Raw genomic sequence first — 16,714 nt, 5'->3', positions numbered from 1 at the left:
AGATGGCGGAGGGCGCGGCAGCGGACGTGCCGGGGCCGGGACGGTGGAGGTGGTGACGGCGCGATCAGTCATGGCCACAGCTTTCCCTCCGCACCGATTCTCACGCGCCCGGATCCCGCTCACCGGGAGTCGGCGGTCCCGACCCGGTGACAGGCGGTACCAGTATCTGCATGGACATCGCCGTGGACTCAGAGATCGACCACCACGACCCCGTGGCGCTGCGGGAGCTGCTCGGCCGGTTCTGCTCAGGCATCACCGTTGTGGCGACCGAGGGGCCCGCAGGGGTGGCCGGCTTCGCCTGCCAGTCGTTCTCCGCCCTGTCGCTGGATCCGCCGATGGTGCTGATCTCGGTCATGCGGCGGTCCCGGACGCTGCCCGTCCTGCTGGAGCGCGGCGACTTCGCGGTGAGCGTGTTGGGTTCCGACGCCGCGGAGGTCTCCGCGACGGTGGGTGGTCGCGATCCCGACAAATTCTCGCGCGTGCCTCTCGCATGGACGGGCCGCGGCATGCCGGTCATCGCCGGGTCGCTCGCGTGGTTCGACTGCTCGGTCACGCGGGTCGTCGACGGCGGTGACCACGTGGTGATCCTCGCTGACGTGAACGGCGCCGGCCCGCAGGACAGTTCCGGTGATCCGCTGTTGTTCTTCCGGGGCCGCTACGAGCAGATGGCCCGCCCGATGCCGACTGTCCCGACCGCCGTCACGCACGCGGCCACGCCGGGGATCGCGTCCGCGGCCGCTGCCGCCGCCGTCGACGGTGCATACCGCGAACCGGTCGGGGCGCTCGCGGGCTACGTCCCCGGCGACTGGTTCTAACTCCGCGATGGACGTGCCGGCGAGGGCGGCCGGGAACCGCATGGTCAGCAGGGGCCCGAACTCGTGGGCGACACCGCTGGGCGTAACGATGCGCGCCGACACCCGCTCGCGCGGCGCGCGCACCACGCTCGCCGTCCCCCCGCGCGGCGAGGTACCGCACGATCGTGTTGGCCATCGCGGTAACCGGCACCGCGAACAGTGCGCCGACGATGCCGAACAGGTACGTGCCGGCCATGACCCCGACGACGACGAGGGCCGCCGCCGCTCGCGGGACCCGCTGCGGGATCCGGTCGACGAGCGGCCGGAGCATGACGGCGAGCAGGACCGCGATCGCGACGGGCGCGATGATCACGGACAGCCGACCGATCGCCCGCCCGAGCAGCCAGCCACCACCGGCGATGAGGAGCAGACACGCGGACCACGCCGCCGCCAGCAGGACCGGGTACGGGAGGTGCTCGCGGGCGACCGGCGGAGATGCCATGTCATGAGAATAGGCGCGGGTGAAGGTTTCCTCCCCGACATCGAGCGGTTGCGGACCGGTCAGGTCTGGGCAGAATCTCGGCCAGGGACAGGTCCCACCCCGCGAAGGAGCACCGATGCCCGATAAGAGGTCAGATTCCAAGTCCGCCGCCCGGTCCGCCGCCGAGAAGATCGTGGACAAGGCCGAGGAACTCGCCGACGACCTGGTCGGCGGTGCCGACGTCGTCCCCGGCACCCCCGGTTCCCGCCCGCCGACCGTGGACGAGCCCACCGAGCCCACGAGCCCGCTGCCGCCCAAGGCGGACCAGAAGGGCGCCACCCCGTACGGCCCGACCGGCGCCGAGCCGCCCGGCTCCGTCACGGCTCGCGAAGAGGTCATGCGCCAGCAGGGCGCCTTCCTCACCACCGCGCAGGGCGCCCGCCTGTCGGACACCGACCACTCGCTCAAGGCCGGCCGCCGCGGCCCCGTGCTGCTGCAGGACCACCACCTGCGCGAGAAGATCATGCACTTCGACCACGAGCGCATCCCCGAGCGCGTGGTCCACGCCCGCGGCGCCGGCGCGCACGGCGTCTTCCGCGCCAACGGCGCCGCCGCCAGCGTCTGCAAGGCCGGCGTGTTCGCCGAGGGCAAGGAGACCGAGGTCTTCGTCCGCTTCTCCACCGTGCTCGGCAACCGCGGCTCCGCCGACACCGTCCGCGACACCCGCGGGTTCGCGACCAAGTTCTACACCGACGAGGGAACCTGGGACCTGGTCGGCAACAACATCCCCGTGTTCTTCATCCAGGACGCCATCAAGTTCCCCGACGTCGTCCACGCCGCCAAGCCGCACCCGGACCGCGAGATCCCGCAGGCCCAGAGCGCGCACGACACCTTCTGGGATTTCGTCTCCCTGCACACCGAGGCTCAGCACCACACCCTGTGGAACATGTCCGACCGCGGCATCCCGCGCTCGTACCGGATGATGGAGGGCTTCGGCGTCCACACCTTCCGGCTCGTCAACGACGCCGGCGAGACGAGCCTGGTGAAGTTCCACTGGAAGCCCCACCTCGGCGTCCACTCGCAGGTGTGGGAAGAAGCCCAGATCACCGGCGGCATGGACCCGGACTTCCATCGCCGCGACCTGGCCGACGCCATCGAGGCCGGCGCCTTCCCCAAGTGGGACCTCGGCATCCAGGTCTTCCCCGACACGGTCGACGAGAACGGTGTCAGCGAGATGTTCCACGGCATCGACCTGCTGGACCCGACCAAGATCGTGCCTGAGGAGCTCGCACCTGTGCAGGTCATCGGCACGATGGAGCTCAACGCCAACGTCAAGAACTTCTTCGCCGAGACCGAGCAGGTCGCGTTCCACCCGGGCCACCTCGTGCCGGGCATCGACGTCACCAACGACCCGCTCCTGCAGGGCCGCTTGTTCTCCTACCTGGACACGCAGCTCCTGCGCCTGGGCGGGCCGAACTTCGGGCAGATCCCGATCAACCGCCCGCACGCGCCCGTCAACGACATGTTCCGCGACGGGTTCCACCAGTCCGCCGACCACGTGGGCGTGGCTCCGTACCAGCCCAACAGTCTTGACGGCGGCTGCCCGTTCATGGCGGGCACCACCGACGGCGCGCTGGTCGAGGTGGCGCAGACGATCGCCGAATCGCAGATCGAGCGGGCCACCCCGGCCAGCTTCGACGATCACTTCTCGCAGGCCACGCTGTTCTACAACAGCCTCACCGACGTCGAGAAGGAGCACGTCGCCGAGGCGTACACGTTCGAGCTGGGCAAGTGCTACGAGCAGGCCATCAAGGTCCGGCAGGTCGAGCAGCTCGCGCACATCGACCACGACCTGGCCGTCACCGTGGCCACCGGCCTGGGCCTGCCCGCGCCGGCGAAGGTGCCCGTCGCCGAGGTCGTCACCAGCCCGGCGCTCTCGCAGATCGGTAAGGAGTGGCCGTCCGACGGGCGCCAGATCGGCATCCTCGTCACCGAGGGCTCCGACGTCGACGCGGTCTCGGACCTCGTCCAGGCGGTGTTCGACGACGACATGGTGCCGCTGGTGATCGCCCCGACCGGCGGGATGCTCGGTGATCCGGAGGCCGGCGAGGCCGTGTCGGTGTCACGGACCTATCAGACGCAGCGGTCCATCGAGTTCGACGCGCTCGTGGTGGTCGATCTCCCCGCCAACCCGCGCACGGACATCCTCATCAGCGAGATGTACCGGCACAAGAAGGCCATAGCGACACTGGCACCAGTCGACCGGTACGCCGACTTCGGGATCACCACCGACACCCCGGGCGTCGTGCAGGTGGACTCCGCGGCCGGCGTGGTGCCCGCGCTCAAGCCGCTGCTGGCCAACCACCGCGTGTGGGAGCGGCCCGACCCGGCGCGGGTCTGATTCGGGCCCGCTCCGGTGGCGCGGGGATGGGCGGCGAGTAGGGGCCCGCGAACGCCGCCCCGGGGCCTGCGGGCTCGCACGCCGCCCATCCGAGCGCACGCCGCCTATCGAGTCGCACGCCGCCTATCGGACTGCGCGCCGCCTATGGGGCCCCTTAGGTGGCGCGTCTCCGATAGGCGGCGCTGCTGCGGAAGCGGCTCGGCCGCAGTCGACACGGGGTTCTGGAACCTCTGCGGCGGGCGAGGCGGGGCCCTGCGGAAGACGATGCCGGGCCCCGCCGCACGATCTGCCCCTCCGATCTCGCCTCGCGCCTCGGAAGTCGATCCGCTCGCGGAACTCCGCGGGCGTATCGCAATCCGAGGAGCGGATTCCTCGTGAGGCTCCTCGGCCGGTGTGCAACCGTCCCCGGGGGCCGGCGGGCACGGGTAGCGTCGCCGCCATGAGCGACTACGCCTCCTCACGGGACGCCGCCGCAAGCGAGGCCGCCAGCAGCGAGGGTGCCGCCGCGAGCGGGGCCGCCAGCGACCGTGCCGATGCGGATGCCGGCGCCGGTCCGGCCGCCGGGTACCGCCTCGAGGCGCGGCGAGTGATCGCGGCGAACGCGGGCCGGGTGTTCGCCGTGCTCTGTGATCCGGACGGCCACGTGGCCATCGACTCCTCCGGCATGCTCCAGTCGGCGGAGGGGCCGGCGGTCACCTCCGAGGGCGACAGGTTCGTCGTCCACATGGACCGCGAGTCGCTGGGTGACTATGACATGGGTGAGTACGACGTCACGGTGATCATCACCCGGTTCGAGCCGGACGCCGAGATCGCCTGGACCATCGACGGGGCCATCAGACCCCCGATCGGGCACACCTACGGCTACCGCCTGATCCCGCTGGGCGATGGCGACGACACCGAGGGGGCGCGTACCGAGGTCGTCAGCTACTACGACTGGTCCGACGCGCACCCGAAGTGGCGCGACTCGGGAGTACTGCCGGTGCTGGACGCATCGGCGCTCAAGGCGACGCTCGGAATTCTCGACCGGGCGGTCAGGAGGGGATATATCCGCGGCTGATCCGAATGCCCACCGGCCGGACCTGTGGTTCTCCCGCGACGGTATGGAGCTGCGCGCGGTGGACTCCGGGCCCGCCGACGGCGAGGCGATCGTCCTGCTCCACGGGTTCCCGCAACGCACCTCCAGCTGGGACCTCGTGTCTCCGCTCCTGCACGCGGCCGGGTACCGCACCCTGGCGCTGGACCAGCGCGGGTACTGCGAGTCCGCCCGCCCCCGTGGTCGGCGCGCGTACCGGCTGTCGGAACTGGTGGGGGACGTCCTCGCGCTGCTCGACGCCGCCGGCCTGCCCGACGCCCACGTGGTGGGTCACGACTGGGGCGCCGCCGTCGCGTGGGGTGTCGCCGGGGCGCACCCCGACCGCTTCCGCAGTCTCACCGCCGTGTCGGTCCCCCACCCCGCCGCCTTCCTCAAGGCCATGGTCGCCTCCGACCAGCTGCTGCGATCCTGGTACATCGGGCTCTTCCAGCTGCCGTTCCTGCCGGAGCGACTGCTCACCTCGGCCGGCCCGCGGCCCGAGAAGGCCCTGGCCGGGATGGGTATGACGCCCGAGATGATCGAGCGCTACCGGCGTGAGATGGTCGCCGCCGGCGCGATCCCCGGGGGACTCGGCTGGTACCGGGCCCTGCCCTTCGCCCCACCGTCCCGCTCGACCGCGGCGGTCCGTGTGCCCACCACCTTCGTGTGGAGTGACCGCGACCCGGCCCTGGGCCGCGGGGGCGCCGAGCGGACCCGCCACCACGTGGACGCCGACTACCGGTTCGTCGAGATGAGCGGGGTCAGTCACTGGATCCCCGACGAGCGGCCGGCAGAGCTGGCCGATGCAATCGTGGCCCGCGCCCGGTCGACCGCGGACGGCTCGGGTCCCGGGTCCTGAACTCCACCGCACCGGGTGCGCGCGGCCCGGTGCGGTGTCACGCTGGGCCGATGTTCTTCATCTTCGGTTTCAAGAACTCGTCCCGGAACCTCGGGCTGGCCCGGGCCACGTGCCCGAACTGCGGCAACGTCGCCACACAGCGGGTCGACCGTCGGAAGCGAGCGTTCTCCCTGTTCTTCATCCCCATCATCCCGCTGGGGTCGTCGTACACGGCCACGTGCACGGCGTGCGGCATCACCACCAAGATCGACCGGTCGCGGGCCGACGGGATCCTGTCCGGCGCGTACTGATCCGGCCGCTCAGCTCTCCCGCGCCGGCACCGCTGGGGCCGTGGCCTTGTCCTCCCACGGTGGCGGGATCGTGGCGGCGACCGCCGCGGCAAGGAGGGTCGCGCCGCAGCCGAACATCAGACCGACCCGGAATCCGGTCTCGGTGGGGACAAACAGCCCCTCGAAGTCCATGGACATCTGGGTGAGCAGCACGCCGAGCACCGCGGCAGAGGTCGTGGTGCCGATGGAGCGCATGAGCGTGTTGACGCTGTTGGCCGAGCCCATCTCGGAGGTGGGGACCGAGGCCATGATCAGCGCGGGCATCGCACCGTAGGCCAGCCCCACACCGCCGCTCACCACGATGCCGACGGTCACCACACCCCAGGTCGATCCCATGAGGAACAACCCGGACGCATAGCCGACCGCGACCACCAGCGCTCCCAGGATGAGCGTGGTCTTGGGGCCGCGGGTGCCGATGAGTCTCCCGCTGAGTGGGGAGACCGCCATCATCGCCAGCCCGCCGGGCGCGCTCCAAAACCCCATGGCCACCATCGACTGGCCCAACCCGTGTCCGGTCTCGACCGGGAGCTGAAGAATCTGGGGCATGATCAGCAGCTGCGCATAGAGGCCCATGCCGATGGTCACCGAGGCGATGTTGGTCATCAGGACGGGGCGACGGGCGGCAACCCGCAGGTCCACGATCGGTGACGGGTGCCGGAGGACCCACAGCGCCCATCCGGGCAGCGAGACCGCGGTGAGCGCCAGCAGGCCGAGGGTCAACGGGGCGCCCCAGCCCCAGTCGGCGCCCTTGGACACCGCGAGCAGCAGCGAGATGAGAGCGATCGCGAGCCCCACCGCGCCGACGACGTCGAGCGTGCCGTCCGGTTTGGCGGCCGGCAGCGTCCGGAGACGCACCGTCATCATCACGATGATCGCCACGCCCAGGGCCCCGGACCCCCAGAACATCCACTGCCACGAACCGTATTGCGCCAGGGCGGCCGCCGCCGGGAGCCCGAGCGCCCCTCCCACTCCGAGCGACGAACTCATCAGACTGATCGCCGGTGCGAGTCGACGCGCCGGGAGGATCTCGCGCATCGTGGCGATGCCGATGGGGATCACACCGATTCCCACGCCCTGCAGGGCGCGCCCGATGAGCATCGGCCACAGCGAGGTGGCCAGTGCGCACAGCACCGAGCCGACGACCATGACCGCCGTGCAACCGATGAGCACGTACTTCTTCGGATAGAGGTCTCCCAGTCGTCCCATGAGCGGACCGGCCACCGCTCCGGCGAGCAGCGTGATGGTGACGACCCAGGAGGCGTTGACCGCGGAGGTGTTGAGAATCGCCGGCAGCATTCCCAGCAGCGGGATGACCAGCGTCTGACTGAGAGACATGACGATGCCGCCGAAGGCGAGGACCGCGATGAGACCGTTCTCGTCCGACCGGACGGTGTCGGCGTCCCCACCGCGCGTTCGTGCCATCATCCCGTGTCCTTCCGACCGAGGCTCGCTTCCGGAGCCTCTCGTCGGACATTACAGACAGGTGTCGAACGGGTTCTCGTTCCGGGCACGGCCACCGTGTTCGACATGGCGGTCCGACGTGGCGGAATCCTCGCCCACTATTGTCTGCCGCTGTCCGCAGTGCGACGATGAGCGGGTGGACACCACCGGCTCGACCCGGCGGATCACCCGCCGGCCCACCGTCTTCGTGGGGGCGTTCCTCGCCGCCACGGCCGTCGCACTGACCGCCGCCGTCACGGCCCCGGCCACCGCGAACGCCCAGGACTCCTCCGAGGCCATCCCGCGACTGTTCCCCGCTCCCGACCGCGTGATCGCCGTGGGCGGCTCACCCACGGGGCTGTGCGCGGGCGCGATCTCCACCACGCTCGACGGCGACGGGTACCCGGACACGGCGTCCGTCGCCTGGGCCTTCGCCATCGCCGGGGTGGGTCCGTGCAACCTCACCGCCACCCTCTCGTGGCGCAACCTCGACACCGGGGCCACCGGGGAGAAGATCGCGCAGGTCCCGTTCCCGCGGATCTCGACGGGCATCCCCGATCCGATCTCCCACCCCTACGAGGCGCAGATCTCCACCGGCCCGGGCCGGGTCGAATACCGACTCACCACCACCGGCGGGGCCGTCGCCGGGCCGATCGTCGTGGAGACGGTCGCTTACGACGGCTGACGACGCCGGGGGCGCGCAGCACCCGGACCGGGCAGCCGCTCCGGGCCAGCATCGTGTCGGTTGCCAAACCGGTTCCAGTAGCGGACGTGAGCATCTCCGGATGTGCACTCACCAGCGGAATTAGAAGTGCCGCTAAGTTACCTTATGTAAAGTCGCACTTGTCGAAACCGTTAACGACTACTTGACGGCACCCTCGGCGCAGGCGGACACTCGGCACATGGAAACCCCTCGCCTGGTCGAACTCATTGATGCCCATAAGCGGGCCTACGGCGTCAGCGAGTCCGAGTTGGCCCGCCGGATCGGGGTCACCCGGCAGAATCTGCACCTTTGGCGCACTCACGGCTTGCGCGGCCTACCAGCCCGAACGACGCTCGACGGCATGGCTGCCGAACTGCGCCTCCCCTATGCCCAGGTTCTCGAGGCCGCCCTATGCGATTCCGGCTACCTCGACGCCACCGACCATGTCACCACCATCGAGAAAGTCGCACAGTAGTGCCCCATAGAGTGGTGTAACTCGGTGGCCGAGATCGTCTGCGATTCCGTGTTGTGTACGGATGTAGAGCGGCCACCGTGTGATCCTTCGAGTCAACCTTCTACCGAATCCTCGAACGGAGTCATCACGATGACCGCACCCCATATTGTCGACCCTGCAGGCCTGCTTAGCCAAGCCCTGACCGACGCGTCACCGGATCTGATGCGCGAGCTGCTGGGAGACCATGATCAACGCCCTGCTGTCCGCGGACGCCGACGCCGTGTGCGGCGCCGAGTGGAACGCCCGCTCGTCAGAGCGCACCAACTACCGCAACGGTTACCGCCACCGCCCCCTGGACACCCGTGTCGGCACCGTCGACGTCGCCATCCCCAAGCTCCGCTCGGGCTCCTACTTTCCCGAGTGGCTGCTCGAGCGCCGCAAGCGGGCCGAATCCGCGCTGATCACCGTCGTGGCGGACTGCTACCTGGCCGGGGTCTCCACCCGCCGGATGGACAAGCTGGTCAAAACTCTCGGCATCGACTCGCTGTCCGCCGACCTGGTGGCCCGTGGCCTGGGCGGAGTCCGGCTGGTGACCTCCGATGCCCACGCCGGGCTGATCGAGGCGATCGCGGCGAACCTGCCCGGGGCCGCCTGGCAGCGCTGTCGCACCCACTACGCCGCAAACCTCATGGCCGTGAAGGCGATGCTGCATAGCGTCTACGACCAGCCCACCGCCGAGGCTGTCAATGCCCAGTTCGACCGGCTCTTGGACTACACCGAAGGCAGACTGCCCGAGGTTGCTGACCACCTCGGCGATGCCCGCGAGGACCTGCTGGCGTTTATCGCGTTCCCCGACGATGTGTGGCGGCAGATCTGGTCCAACAACCCCACCGAGCGGCTCAACCGGGAGATCCGACGCCGCACCGACGTGGTCGGGATCTTCCCGAACCGGGATGCCATCGTTCGCCTCATCGGCGCCGTCCTGGCCGAGCAGACCGACGAATGGGCCGAAGGCCGCCGCTACCTCGGTCTCGAAGTCCTCAGCCGCTGCCGACTCACCCTGACCACCGACCCCGCCACCAGCTCGCCGACGGACGTGAGCACCGATGACCTGATGCAACTACCCGCCTGACCACCCACGAAGGATCACCATTCAGTTACACCACTTCCAGGGGCTTGACCAGGATGTGTCAGCGGGGCGCCGCTTGTCGGCGTAGCTGCCAGTATTGCGGGATCGTCCATCGCAGCGGGGTCCTATCGATCACCCACAGCGCCATCCGCGACCGATAGTGCACGCCGTGGCGCACCGCGAACGACCAATGACCGACGAACCACGCAAGGAGCCCGAGCGCCGCTACCGTGGGCGCCCACTTACGACCCTGCACAACACCGAGCATGCCAATCACCGCGCAAAACCCGCCGACCCCACGCGCGAGCGGCGGCAAGGCTACCGCGCCGCCAGCGACGACAGCGGTAGCGAGCAGCGCGGTCTCCAGATCCCACATTCCACACTCCTGTCGCTAGCGACTTCCGCCGCGGCGCCCACGCGGGCCTCACGGCCGGTTCGGCTGTCAGTATGGCGTTCCCCTTCCGACAGTCTGTGCGCGTCGCGCTCTGACGGGCTGGCTATGACTGGCCCGGCTGATCCGACTGGCCTGGCTTACGAGCGGTCTCACGCAGCGAGTCCAGGACCTCACGCAGGGTGTCCGAGGTGGCCTCCGCCCGGACCCGTGCCCGGTCGGACTCCTCGGCCTTGGCGCGCGCGACCGCCGCGTCCTGGCGTGCGGTCTCGAGCTGACCGCGCAGCTGCTCGAGCTCGCCGCGCACTACCTCGAGCTCGCCGAGGGCGCGGTCGCGGACCGCGACAGCATCGTCGCGTTCCGACTCCGCTTGTTCGGCCGCCTCCAGTGCGGCGGCCTCGCCGCCGCGGGCTGCATCCAGCGCCACAGCGGCCTGCTCGTCCGCCTGCTCGGCGGCCCGCTTCCACGCCGCGGCCCACACCGAGGCCACCATCGCCGACATTGCCTCCGACAAGTCCGGCGCGGGCGGCACATCCCCGCCAACGCCGGTGGCGTGCTCGCGCATCCATGCGGCCACCTCACCGATGCGCACCCCCGCTTCGCGCTGCACGGCCCGCACGGTGACCTTGTCCCCCCGTGCAACGAGCACCCCATAGGCTCGAGCGATCTTCTCCGACGTCGACATGACAACCCCTCCAAGGCAGGTAATGGGTAATCGGTAACACGTTTCGTTACCCACGTTACCAGCGAGGGCGGACAAGGCCTAGGAGGCTGCTGAACAATCCGGGTGTCCGCACCTCGGGTTGGCGGGGCGCCTGAAATACTGCGTGTATGCAGGGTGAGTCGGATCGGCAGCGTGAGTTGTTGGATGTGGAGTCGGTGGCGGGGCATCTGCTCGAGCCCGGCAGCGTGTTCGCATTGCTGGCCGAGCATCGGGACCGGTTGTTCCCGGCGGAGTTGTTCGCCGACCTGTTCCGGTCGGGTCGGGGCCGGCCGTCGATCCCGGGTGAGGTGATCGCCTCCGTCATCGTCTTGCAAGCCCTGTACGGCCATTCGGACCGTGAGGCCGTGGATGCGTTGACGTTCGATCTGCGGTGGAAGGCTGCCTGCGGGTACGCGGTCGATGCGAAGGGCTTTGACTCGTCGACGTTGACCTATTGGCGGCGCCGGTTGGCGGCCAGCGAGCGTCCGCAGCGGATCTTCGAGGTGGTACGTCAGGTCATCGCCGAGACCGGGGCGGTCAAGTCCAAGACCCGCCGGGCACTGGACTCGACGGTGCTGGACGATGCGGTTGCCCGTCAGGACACGATCACCCAGTTGATCGCCCAGATCCGTCGGGTGGGCCGCGAGGTCCCCGACGCCAAAGACCTCATCGCCAGCGTGTGCACCCGCCTGGCCCAGGTGACCGGCCACGGATACGAGACGGCGGGCAAACCACGTATCGCGTGGGACGACCAGGCCGCCCGCGACGAGCTGGTCTCCGCCCTGGTAGCCGATGCGTTGGCACTGCTGGAGGCTTTGAACGTCGAGGCGATCACCGCCGCTGGTGGCAGGCCGGCCGAGGCGGTCGCTCTCTTGGCGTTGGTGGCCGGTCAGGACGTCGAACCGGCCGAGGATTGAAGATGGCACCGACGGGCGGTGGCGCATCGCGCGCCGTACCGCCCCGGATCGGGTGATCTCCACTGTCGATCCTGATGCCCGGCACGCGCACAAGACCCAGCAGCGTCGCCAGGACGGGTTCAAAGCCCACATCGTGGTCGAACCCGACACCGGCTTGACCACTGCGGCCCGGCTGACTCGGGCCAGCGGTCCGGACAATTCCGATGCCACTGTCGGTGCGGACCTGGTGACCACAGATCCCACCACTACAGACGTCGAGAACATTGAGGTGCTGGGCGATTCGGCGTATGCCACCGGAGACATGCTGGCCACCCTCGCCGGAAAGCAGTGGCTGCCGCTGGTCAAACCCTGGCCGACCAGGCCCGCTGTGGAGGGCGGGTTTGGTCTGGATGACTTCACCTTCGATGCCGCGGCAAACACGTTGACCTGCCCGGCTGATGTCACGCGGACAGTGTCGCCGCAGGGCCGGGCGAAGTTCGGTGCGGCCTGCCGGCAGTGTCCGCTGCGCCAGCGGTGCACCACCTCACAATCCGGCCGCTCGGTGCTGCTGGGCGAGCACCATGTGCTGCAACGCCAGCACCGCCAGCGCGCACAGGGCGAGGACTTCCGGGCCACCTACCGGCAGCATCGCCCGATGGTGGAACGCTCCATCGCCTGGCTCACCCGAGGCGCCCGACGAGTGCCCTATCGCGGCGTGGACAAGAACAATAACTGGCTCCACCACCGCGCCGCCGCCCTCAACCTACGACGCCTGCTCGCCATGGGGCTGACCATGGAGAACGGGACCTGGGCCCTGGCCTGACCCAGTGACCAGGGCCTCATGAACCTCCCTGCTGCAGGCCGGTCAGCCACACGAGGACCACAGGCGGGCGCATCGCTCCCAGTCGCCGTACCCAGAGCGCTGACCTGAATCGCCGCTTGACGGCCCACCGAGACCGATCCGCAAGCCGCTCACACCACCGCAACCCCCAATGGCGCCTTGTTCAGCAGCCTCCTAGCCATCCGCGCCTTCAGGACCGGGGGCGGGCGCGAGCTGTCCGTCAACGAGGGCCACCGGCGAGGCGAGGGGGTGTCCGGGATTCTGGCCACGCCGCTGTGGCCCCAGCCGCGGGCGAGACGGCGGGTAGAGACCTGATCGCGATGCGGCCACTGGGCGCCCGCGGGCCGGCGCGGCCACCGGCAGGCCCGCGCCGTGCGGCGGCGCCGATCCGGCCATCGAGACCACGCCCAGAAGTATGAGGACTCCCGCGCAGGAGCTCTCGACACTCCAACGCTGCGCCATCCGGCCGGGCTTTTGCATACAGGCGCGGGAGGCGGGAAGTCACAGTGGAGCCCAGCTCCGCGTCCTGTACACTTTTGCGTACAGGAGGGGTTGAGATGAAGACCATGAGCTACACCGAGTCCCGGGCCCGCTACGCCGAGGTCCTCGACGGGGTCACCAACGACCGCGAAGAGGTCATCATCACCCGCGCTGGCCACGAACCGGTGGTGATGGTCTCCCTCGACGACTACGAGTCCCTGCGCGAGACCGCCCACCTCATGCGATCACCGGCCAACGCCCGACGTCTGCTCGATGCGATGGAGCGGCTCGAGTCCGGCCGCGGTCAGGCGCGCGACCTGCTCGACGCCGACTGACGTGCTGCTGATCTGGGACGACAACGCCTGGCAGGACTACCTCTGGTGGCAACAACAGGACCGCAAGATCCTTAAACGCATCAACCTGCTCCTGCAGGACATCACCCGCAACGGCAACGAGGGAATCGGCAAACCCGAACCCCTCAAATACGACTTCGCCGGATACTGGTCCAGACGCATCACCGATGAGCATCGCCTGGTCTACAAAGTCACCGATACCGAAGTCCGAATCGCCACCTGCCGCTACCACTACGGGTAAGCGACACAGGCTCAGCCGGACCTACACGTCTCTATCGACCTGGCAAGTGCAGGCAGACAGTCCGATGTGCCGGGATCGTGGGTCCTCCTTCCCCACGGTGGCAGCCCACTAGAACCCCGGTGCCGCCGATTCGGCCCTGAGTGCGCTGGGGCGTGCCGATGCTGTTCCGGTAACCCTGGCGGACTGGCGCGCGTGGGGAGCTCGCTCAGGGGCCTCGTCGGTCGGGCTTGAGTCCGTGCTCGATTCCCCACGCCACGGCCTGGGCCCGGGTGCTCACGCCCATTTTTCGATACGCGGACCGGATGAAGGTCTTAACCGAATTGGTCGACAGGTAGCACTGCGCGGCGATGTCCTTGTTCGATAGTCCTTGAACAATAAGACCGATCACTTCCGCCTCTCTCGGAGACAGGCCCGCCTCTTTGGCCGGCCACCGATCCGATCGCATCACCGACAGGCCGGGGCCAACCATGGTCACCCGCTGACCTGCGGCGATTTTTTCAATTCCCTCGACGAGCTCGAGCGCTGTTAGCGACTTCGCCAAGAATCCATGAGCTCCTTGGGCCAGGCTGTCATCGATCGCCCGTTCATCCACGGCGAAGGAGTAGACGGCAACCGACCCGATCAACGGGTCCTGCAGTAGCGATTCCAGGCGCGCATGCTTGCCCACCGGTGCGGCGAAAGTGTCATAGAGCGCGACGTCCACGGGGGCCGATCCACTGGTGACGGTGTGCCGTTCCACAACTTCAACCCGATCCGAATACGGCGCCAGCAATGCGTTGACTCCCGCCACTACGACGAGATAGTCGTTGACCACAGTCACCCTGATCGCTTTGCCGCTCACCGTGGTAATCGTAGGCGCAGGTGAACACCCCTCCACTTCACCCCTTGGGGTGAAGCTATGGCTGCCGTGGCCCGCGATAGTGGGATGTTCACTTGGCGCGATGCTTGACGAAGGGCAGGAAATATCTGTTGACCCACATCATCGCCACGGCTCTCGATGACCGGTGGGCATGGGCCGATCGCGGTAACTGCCAAGGACAGGCAGAGCTGTTCTACAACGACGAGCAGGACCTCAAAGGGGTCCGGCGCCGTAAAGAGGAGGCAGCAAAAGCCCTCTGCGAGCACTGCCCGGTGATAGTGGAATGCCGCCAGTACGCGATGAACGCGCGGGAACTCTACGGCGTCTGGGGAGGCCTGACCGAAATGGAACGCCACAAACTGGCAGGCCGCCTGCGCTCCGGCTGACCTTCCCCCGCGCCGCATTCCTTGCACCCGCGTCGCGACAGTCCTGCCCTGCCAGAGTGGTTACATCCCCTTTCGTCCCACGGGGGTGTACGGACCAAGGTCCACTCCGACGTGGTGATCGCGTCTAGTGATCGTGTGGGGTGCCTAAGGTAGGTATGTCCCGCCTCGCGCATATGCCGACCGTGCTACCCAACGACGACAACCCCGCTCCGAGCGCTCACGCTCGGAGCGGGGTTCCAGTCATCGCGGGTCAGGCGAATGAACGCCAACTGCACGCCGCCGGGGGCCGAGAACTCGAAATCACCGAGCGAACCGGACATGACGGTGATCGTGTCGGCCACGATGGTGTCGCCGCCGAATCTCGTACCGGAGTCACCCACGGCCGTTCGGGGTGTCCGGCCCTGGGGCCGGCGGCGCCTCGACGACCGGCGGGGCCACCGATCCGGGCAGCGGCGGTAGTTCGATCCCCAAGTCGACCTGCAGATCTGCTACCAACTGGCCGATCTGCGGCGCGGCGATCGCGCTTCCCGCAACGGCGCCACCGACGAGGGCCAACGGCAGGAGCGAGCCGAGCGACCCCCCAGCCGAACCAGGCTCCAACGACCCCGACTCCAACGACCCCTCAGCCGAACCGGGCTCCAACGACCCCGACTCCAGTGACCCCTCAGCCGAACCGGGCTCCAACGACCCCGACTCGAGTGACCCCTCGGCCGACCCGGTCGCATCATCGAGCGACTCCGCAGTCGAACCCTCACCGGACGAACCCAGCGACACCGCGATCGCCGCCAGCGACCCCGCCGCGAGCGACCCCGGCTCGAGTGACCCCTCGGCCGACCCGGGCTCCAACGACCCCGACTCCAGTGACCCCTCAGCCGACCCGGGCTCCAACGACCCCGACTCCAGTGACCCCTCAGCCGAACCAGGCTCCAACGACCCCGACTCCAGTGACCCCTCAGCCGAACCAGGCTCCAACGACCCCGACTCCAACGACCCCTCAGCCGAACCGAGCCCAAGCGAACCTGGTTCCAAGGAACCGTCGGCCAGGGAGTCGGTCGGAAGCTGTGAGGAATCGACCTCGGCACCAAGGCCGAGTGTCAACGCGCCGAGGGAGCCGACAACCGCCAGCCCGAGACCGAGCTCGGCGCTCTGCGCGCTGGAGGTCGCCGGCGCGCCAGCGACGGCGAGGAGCGCGGCCGTACTGACCGCGGCGATCCGGAAGTACGGGGGGCGATGCGACCGCATGCTGGACTCTTTTCTCTCGTGCGTTCGGCCGGACCACTGTGCGCGCGGCCGGACGTTCGATAACTCAACTGTCCCTCAGAGAATCGCTCGTCCACAGTCAATTGTTACTACGCCAAAGGACCAGACTTCAGATGGGTGGCCCGTGGTCACCCGGGGCAGGTTTCGAGGGCAAGCGTGCAGCGGGGATCGACGAGAGTTTCCGGCTCGAGTAAAAATCGGTGGCTAGCACCTCTCGGAAACGGCCTGCGAACACGCAGCTCGTTCGTCTGACGGTTGTAGGAATTCCCGGTGTTGACCGATCAGTAGTACTTCCCAGAGATTCTCTCGGTGGGACACTGCCTGGAGCAAGGAACCGGGTCACCTCCACCCTGTACCGGGCCCGGTCCCGTCCTTTCTGCAGGCCAATGGCAATCCCCTGGTTGACCGGACTTCGCCCACCCCGCCTCCCCATCTATCGGCTGCGCTTGCACCACGACGCCGAGAATGCTCTCAGATCGGCGGCGACAACGAGACCGTCGGCGATCAGGGCCACCGTGTCTGACGGCGGAAAACCTCGACATCGAAGTAACCCAACCGCCCCACTACAGCATCACCCTAAAGGGTGAAGAACTGCCCGCGGGGGACCGAGACAATAGGGGGTGAAGGCAACGATCGGATAGT

Annotated in this window: 17 protein-coding genes and 2 pseudogenes; 13 read left to right on the top strand and 6 right to left on the bottom strand. The window is 68.6% G+C overall.

The genetic code is table 11. From position 1 onward, the window contains the following. Positions 1–170 precede the first annotated feature (170 nt). From VYL96_RS00675 to VYL96_RS00650, 6 genes are all read left to right on the top strand, one after another. Positions 171–815 (top strand): flavin reductase family protein, encoded by a 645-nt coding sequence (locus VYL96_RS00675; protein ID WP_061228626.1) that lies wholly within the window; start codon positions 171–173, stop codon positions 813–815. An 88-nt stretch (positions 816–903) separates the two neighbouring features. Further along, complete coding sequence (locus VYL96_RS00670; protein ID WP_165928547.1) at positions 904–1,422, top strand: hypothetical protein; 519 nt, start codon at positions 904–906, stop codon at positions 1,420–1,422. Next, the gene (locus VYL96_RS00665; RefSeq protein ID WP_131886629.1) at positions 1,412–3,676 is read left to right on the top strand and encodes a catalase; all 2,265 of its coding nucleotides are present in this window, start codon (positions 1,412–1,414) and stop codon (positions 3,674–3,676) included. The genes VYL96_RS00670 and VYL96_RS00665 overlap by 11 nt, the downstream gene beginning before the upstream one ends. Positions 3,677–4,115: 439 nt before the next feature. Next, positions 4,116–4,733, top strand: a complete 618-nt coding sequence (locus VYL96_RS00660) for an SRPBCC family protein (protein WP_243699828.1) — start codon at positions 4,116–4,118, stop codon at positions 4,731–4,733. 43 nt (positions 4,734–4,776) lie between these two features. Continuing rightward, positions 4,777–5,607, top strand: a complete 831-nt coding sequence (locus VYL96_RS00655) for an alpha/beta fold hydrolase (RefSeq protein WP_243699829.1) — start codon at positions 4,777–4,779, stop codon at positions 5,605–5,607. A gap of 50 nt (positions 5,608–5,657) precedes the next feature. Beyond that, entirely contained in the window at positions 5,658–5,897 is a 240-nt protein-coding gene (locus VYL96_RS00650; protein ID WP_131886630.1) for a zinc-ribbon domain-containing protein, read from the top strand. A gap of 9 nt (positions 5,898–5,906) precedes the next feature. Here VYL96_RS00650 and VYL96_RS00645 read toward each other — a convergent pair whose 3' ends face one another. Then, a complete protein-coding gene (locus VYL96_RS00645; protein WP_061228630.1) occupies positions 5,907–7,361 on the bottom strand; it encodes an MFS transporter in 1,455 nt (484 codons plus the stop codon). Between the two features lie 172 nt (positions 7,362–7,533). Here VYL96_RS00645 and VYL96_RS00640 point away from each other — a divergent pair, with 172 nt between their 5' ends. From VYL96_RS00640 to VYL96_RS00630, 3 genes and pseudogenes are all read left to right on the top strand, one after another. After that, on the top strand, positions 7,534–8,061 hold the full coding sequence (locus VYL96_RS00640) for a hypothetical protein (RefSeq protein ID WP_061228631.1): 528 nt from the start codon (positions 7,534–7,536) through the stop codon (positions 8,059–8,061). A gap of 217 nt (positions 8,062–8,278) precedes the next feature. Next, positions 8,279–8,554: a helix-turn-helix domain-containing protein gene (locus tag VYL96_RS00635; protein WP_131886631.1), complete on the top strand. Its 276-nt coding sequence runs from the start codon at positions 8,279–8,281 to the stop codon at positions 8,552–8,554. Between the two features lie 129 nt (positions 8,555–8,683). Further along, a pseudogene (locus tag VYL96_RS00630) lies at positions 8,684–9,665 on the top strand (transposase). A 58-nt stretch (positions 9,666–9,723) separates the two neighbouring features. On the opposite strand, the gene VYL96_RS00625 reads toward VYL96_RS00630, so the two are convergent. Together VYL96_RS00625 and VYL96_RS00620 are read right to left on the bottom strand one after the other, a co-directional pair. Further along, the gene (locus VYL96_RS00625; RefSeq protein WP_131886633.1) at positions 9,724–10,038 is read right to left on the bottom strand and encodes a hypothetical protein; all 315 of its coding nucleotides are present in this window, start codon (positions 10,036–10,038) and stop codon (positions 9,724–9,726) included. A gap of 121 nt (positions 10,039–10,159) precedes the next feature. Then, the gene (locus VYL96_RS00620; RefSeq protein ID WP_131886634.1) at positions 10,160–10,738 is read right to left on the bottom strand and encodes a DNA-binding protein; all 579 of its coding nucleotides are present in this window, start codon (positions 10,736–10,738) and stop codon (positions 10,160–10,162) included. Positions 10,739–10,884: 146 nt separating this feature from the next. On the opposite strand from VYL96_RS00620, the pseudogene VYL96_RS00615 reads away from it, so the two are divergent. The 3 genes and pseudogenes from VYL96_RS00615 to VYL96_RS00605 all read left to right on the top strand — a co-directional run bounded on the left by VYL96_RS00615 (position 10,885) and on the right by VYL96_RS00605 (position 13,567). After that, a pseudogene (locus tag VYL96_RS00615) lies at positions 10,885–12,475 on the top strand (IS1182 family transposase). A gap of 575 nt (positions 12,476–13,050) precedes the next feature. Next, entirely contained in the window at positions 13,051–13,308 is a 258-nt protein-coding gene (locus VYL96_RS00610; RefSeq protein WP_017836490.1) for a type II toxin-antitoxin system Phd/YefM family antitoxin, read from the top strand. 1 nt (position 13,309) lies between these two features. Beyond that, positions 13,310–13,567 (top strand): Txe/YoeB family addiction module toxin, encoded by a 258-nt coding sequence (locus tag VYL96_RS00605; protein ID WP_131886542.1) that lies wholly within the window; start codon positions 13,310–13,312, stop codon positions 13,565–13,567. A 205-nt stretch (positions 13,568–13,772) separates the two neighbouring features. On the opposite strand, the gene VYL96_RS00600 is transcribed toward VYL96_RS00605, so the two are convergent. Continuing rightward, entirely contained in the window at positions 13,773–14,408 is a 636-nt protein-coding gene (locus tag VYL96_RS00600) for a response regulator transcription factor (protein WP_243699811.1), read from the bottom strand. A 128-nt stretch (positions 14,409–14,536) separates the two neighbouring features. Here VYL96_RS00600 and VYL96_RS00595 point away from each other — a divergent pair, with 128 nt between their 5' ends. Further along, positions 14,537–14,812, top strand: coding sequence for a WhiB family transcriptional regulator (locus VYL96_RS00595; protein ID WP_131886541.1), 276 nt, complete (start codon positions 14,537–14,539; stop codon positions 14,810–14,812). 185 nt (positions 14,813–14,997) lie between these two features. Here VYL96_RS00595 and VYL96_RS00590 read toward each other — a convergent pair whose 3' ends face one another. Next, positions 14,998–15,153 carry a hypothetical protein gene (locus tag VYL96_RS00590; RefSeq protein ID WP_329438448.1) on the bottom strand — a complete coding sequence of 52 codons (156 nt, stop codon included), beginning with the start codon at positions 15,151–15,153 and terminating at the stop codon, positions 14,998–15,000. Positions 15,154–15,184: 31 nt separating this feature from the next. Beyond that, complete coding sequence (locus tag VYL96_RS00585) at positions 15,185–16,054, bottom strand: hypothetical protein (RefSeq protein ID WP_131886540.1); 870 nt, start codon at positions 16,052–16,054, stop codon at positions 15,185–15,187. Positions 16,055–16,714 lie beyond the last annotated feature (660 nt).

It is taken from the genome of Dietzia maris (genome assembly GCF_036287335.1).
Classification (GTDB): domain Bacteria; phylum Actinomycetota; class Actinomycetes; order Mycobacteriales; family Mycobacteriaceae; genus Dietzia; species Dietzia cinnamea.
Note: the sequence above shows the minus strand (reverse complement) of the source record. Positions and strands in the feature narration are given on the sequence as shown.